Source organism: Nocardioides sp., from assembly GCF_034670285.1.
In the GTDB taxonomy this organism is placed as follows: Bacteria; Actinomycetota; Actinomycetes; order Propionibacteriales; family Nocardioidaceae; genus Nocardioides.
This window is the reverse complement of the sequence record NZ_JAXMNS010000397.1, coordinates 1-3479: the sequence shown is the minus strand read 5'-3', so window position 1 is coordinate 3479 and position 3479 is coordinate 1. Positions and strand designations below refer to the sequence as shown.

Genomic DNA, 3479 nt, shown 5'->3' with positions numbered 1-3479 from the left:
CGTGCGCTCCCAAGGTGGCGTCTACGACCACCACCGCCCTTCGCCTGAGCGGGCAGGTGAGGCGTTCTGCGAGTTCATCGAGCGCTACCCGATCGACGAGGTCCCCCATGCCGGTGGCACGAGCGCGACCGTGGTCGTCACCGTCGAGCTCGCCACGCTCCTGGGCGGGATCAAGGCAGCAGCCCTCGACACCGGCACCATGATCACCGCCGGCACCGCGCGCAGGTTGGCGTGCGAGGCCGGAATCATCCCCGCAGTCCTCAACGGCACCTCGCAAGTCCTCGACCTCGGTCGCAAGAACCGTTTCCACACCAAGACCCAGCGCCTCGCGATCGGGCTGGCGCAGAAGCACTGCCAAGCACCAGCGTGCGACACCCCGGCGTGGCTGTGCCACGTCCACCACACCACCCCCTGGGCCACCGGCGGGACCACCAACACCCACCACGCCCAGCTCCTGTGCCCCCGACACCACGCCCTGGCCCACCGAGAACCACCAGACCCACCACAACGGACCTAGGCCGACGCGCGGATGCCTGGCAGTCTCAGCAACTGTGAGGATCTACGTGGCGGGACCGATTGCTGACCTCCAGCGCGTGCGGGAGGTCCAGTCAGTCGTGGTTGCAGCCGGGCACCAGTTGACCCCGGACTGGACACGCGACACCGCACTGGTCGATTACGGCAAGTACCCCGTCGGGGCCGGCGCGATTGCCGCTCAAGACCTCGAAGCCGTCTTGAGTGCCGACGCGGTTCTTGTCGTGGCGTCCGAGCACGAAGGGCGGGGCGTCTTCGCCGAGCTGGGTGCGGCGCTGGCGCGCGCGTGCCGGGGGGACCTGGCCCACCTCGTCGTCGTGGGGGAGATGCGTCACGAGAGTGTCTTCCACTTCCATCCCGCGGTCGTACGGGTCGACTCCGTTCACGACTGGCTCGCCGGTCTCCAATCTGAGGATGAACCGCACGGCCCCGGCTAGAGCAGCGACCGCACACTCTCGATCGTGTCCGCCTCGTCCGCCCGCTTGTCGTCGCGGTACCGGATCACCCGCGCGAAGCGCAGCGCGACGCCGCCGGGGTAACGGGTCGAGCGCTGCACACCGTCGAAGGCGATCTCGACGACCTGCTCCGGTCGCACGCTGACGACCCAGTCGTTGCGCGACGTCTCGAGCTCCTGGAACCGTTCGGTCTGCCAGGCGAGGATCTCGTCGGTCATCCCCTTGAACGTCTTGCCGAGCATCACGAACTCACCCGGCCGCTCCGGGTCCCTCGCGCCGAGGTGGATGTTGGACAGCCACCCCTTGCGGCGCCCCGAGCCCCACTCGACGGCGAGCACGACGAGGTCGAGGGTGTGCACCGGCTTCACCTTCACCCACGCGGCGCCGCGGCGACCGGCGGCGTACGGCGCGGAGCGGTCCTTCACCACGACGCCCTCGTGACCGGCCCGCACGGCCTCGCTCGCGAACGCCTCGGCCGCAGCAGGGTCGGAGGTGATCAGACGCGCGACGCGGTGCTCGACCGGCACCAGCGCCTCCAGGGCGGCATCGCGCTCGTGGCCGGGGGAGTCGAGCAGGTCGCGACCGTCGAGGTGCAGTACGTCGAAGAAGTACGGCGTCACGGCGACGTCGGAGTCGCCGCCGTGGGTGCCGGTGCGGGACGACGTCTCCTGGAAGGGTCGTGGGCGACCGTCAGGGCCCAGCGCCAGCGCTTCGCCGTCCAGGACGAACGACTCCGCGTCCAGGCTGCGCGCGAGCGCCACGACCTCCGGCAGCCGGTCGGTGATGTCGTCGAGGCTGCGTGTCACCACGAGCACGTCGTCGTCCTGGCGGTGCACCTGGATGCGGATGCCGTCGAGCTTGGTGTCGATCGACGCAGCGCCCGCTTCGACAGCGATCTTCGCCAGCGCCTCGGCGACCGTGGTCGCTGACGAGGCCAGCATCGGGAGGACGGGGCGCCCGACCTCGAGCCGGATCGTCGCGAGCGCCTCGACGCCACCCTCGAACGCGGGCCGCACGACCGGGAGCGTCGATCCGGCGAGCATCGCTGCGCGTCGTACGGCGGCCACCGGCACGTCGGCGACGACCGCGACCGCCTCCTGCACGAGGGCGTCGGATGCTCCCTGCCGCACCTCGCCGGTCACCAGGGCACGGAGCCAGGGCTGCTCGACGTGGGTCGCGGCCCCGAAGAGCGCCGCGACGGCTGCGGATCGGGCAGCCTGCGATCCGGGCCCGGACAGGGCGGCCAAGGACTCGAAGGCCGCGTCGACCGTCTCGACGGTGAGCGTGGCTGCCGCGGCCGGCTCCGGCAGGTGTGACAGGCCCCGGTACCCCAGTCCGGTGCGCCGCTGCCGCAGGGACCCGCCGACGTAGGCGACGACGGTCTCCAGCGAGGCGGTGTCCTCGCGTGCTCGCCGGAGCAGGTCCGCGATCGCGGTGACCTTCGCCTTGCGCGACCGGGTCGCTGCCACAGCGGCCGAAACCTGCACGACATCGAGAAGAAGCATGACGGTATTCAACACGGCCGTATCCCCGTGCGGCTCACCTCGTTAGAGCGCTAAGAGGGGTGCTCATCCCTCGGCTTCACCTCCCCGGTGCACCACCTGCACCCCCCGACCTCAGCCCGACCCCAGCCCGACCCCAGCCCGACCCCAGCCCGACCCCAGCCCCGAGACGACAGGTGACCCCCGTGATCCGCTCGAGACTCTCGACTGCTGCCGTGCTTTCAGCAGTCGCACTCGCCCTTCCCACGCTCGCCCAGGGGGACGCGCTCGCGCAGTCCTCCGCCGTGCCGAACCCCGTGCCGGCACTCCTCGGAGGAGCCGAGTCCGCCGTTCCTCCGGCGGGTGACCGCCTCTCCGACCTCGCCTTCGACTCGCGTGACGCGTTGCCGAAGCTGCAACCGACCACCGCGCAGAAGCGGGCCGTCGCCCGCATCGCCGGTGCTGCGGTGACCTGGAACCGCAGCGGCACGCCCCGCACGATCGCGGTCGACGGCGGTGCTCTCACCGGGCCGCAGTCGGGTGACCCCCTCGCGATCGCCAAGGGGTGGTTGCGCCAGAACAGCGCCGCCTTCGGGCTGAGCACCGCCGACATGTCGGCGCTCGGCGTGGAGCGCAACCACGAGCTCCCCGGCGTCGAGGCCAGGGTCCTGAGCTTCTCGCAGACCTTCGGCGGGGTGAGCGCCGGTATCGGCGGCATCCTCACGGTGCTCGTGGACCGTGACGGCCGTGTGGTCTCCTACTCCGGCGACCCGGTGCGCAGCAGCGCGCTCACGGGCAGCTTCGTGCTCAGCGCCGCCGACGCCCTCACCTCCGTGATCGACGCCCTCGTGCCGAAGTCCGGATTCCGGGCCAAGGCGACCGGCGAGGTCATGGGCGGCTACGAGGTCTTCGGAGGCAGCACTCTCGGCCCCACCCAGTTCGTGCGCAAGATCGCCTTCCCCACCGCTGCAGGCGGGCGCGCGGCCTACGCCGTCCTGGCCATCAAGGGCCT

General features: G+C 71.2%; 3 protein-coding genes and 1 pseudogene. 3 read left to right on the top strand and 1 reads right to left on the bottom strand.

The features are described from left to right. Both VOI19_RS16555 and VOI19_RS16550 read left to right on the top strand, forming a co-directional pair. On the top strand, positions 1 to 517 hold a 517-nt coding region (locus VOI19_RS16555), incomplete at its 5' end, for an HNH endonuclease signature motif containing protein (RefSeq protein ID WP_323794063.1). A gap of 34 nt (positions 518 to 551) precedes the next feature. Then, positions 552 to 968: a hypothetical protein gene (locus tag VOI19_RS16550; RefSeq protein ID WP_323794062.1), complete on the top strand. Its 417-nt coding sequence runs from the start codon at positions 552 to 554 to the stop codon at positions 966 to 968. Here VOI19_RS16550 and VOI19_RS16545 read toward each other — a convergent pair. Beyond that, positions 965 to 2491 (bottom strand): ATP-dependent DNA ligase, encoded by a 1527-nt coding sequence (locus VOI19_RS16545; RefSeq protein WP_323794061.1) that lies wholly within the window; start codon positions 2489 to 2491, stop codon positions 965 to 967. The two genes, VOI19_RS16550 and VOI19_RS16545, sit on opposite strands and share 4 nt — an antisense overlap. Before the next feature lie 212 nt (positions 2492 to 2703). Here VOI19_RS16545 and VOI19_RS16540 point away from each other — a divergent pair. Further along, positions 2704 to 3479 (top strand): annotated as a pseudogene (locus VOI19_RS16540) (hypothetical protein); the annotation flags it as partial.

Bases quoted from the DNA above. Each gene is read 5' to 3' on its own strand.
- VOI19_RS16545 (WP_323794061.1), bottom strand. From the start codon at position 2,491: ATGCTTCTTCTCGATGTCGTGCAGGTTTCGGCCGCTGTGGCAGCGACC.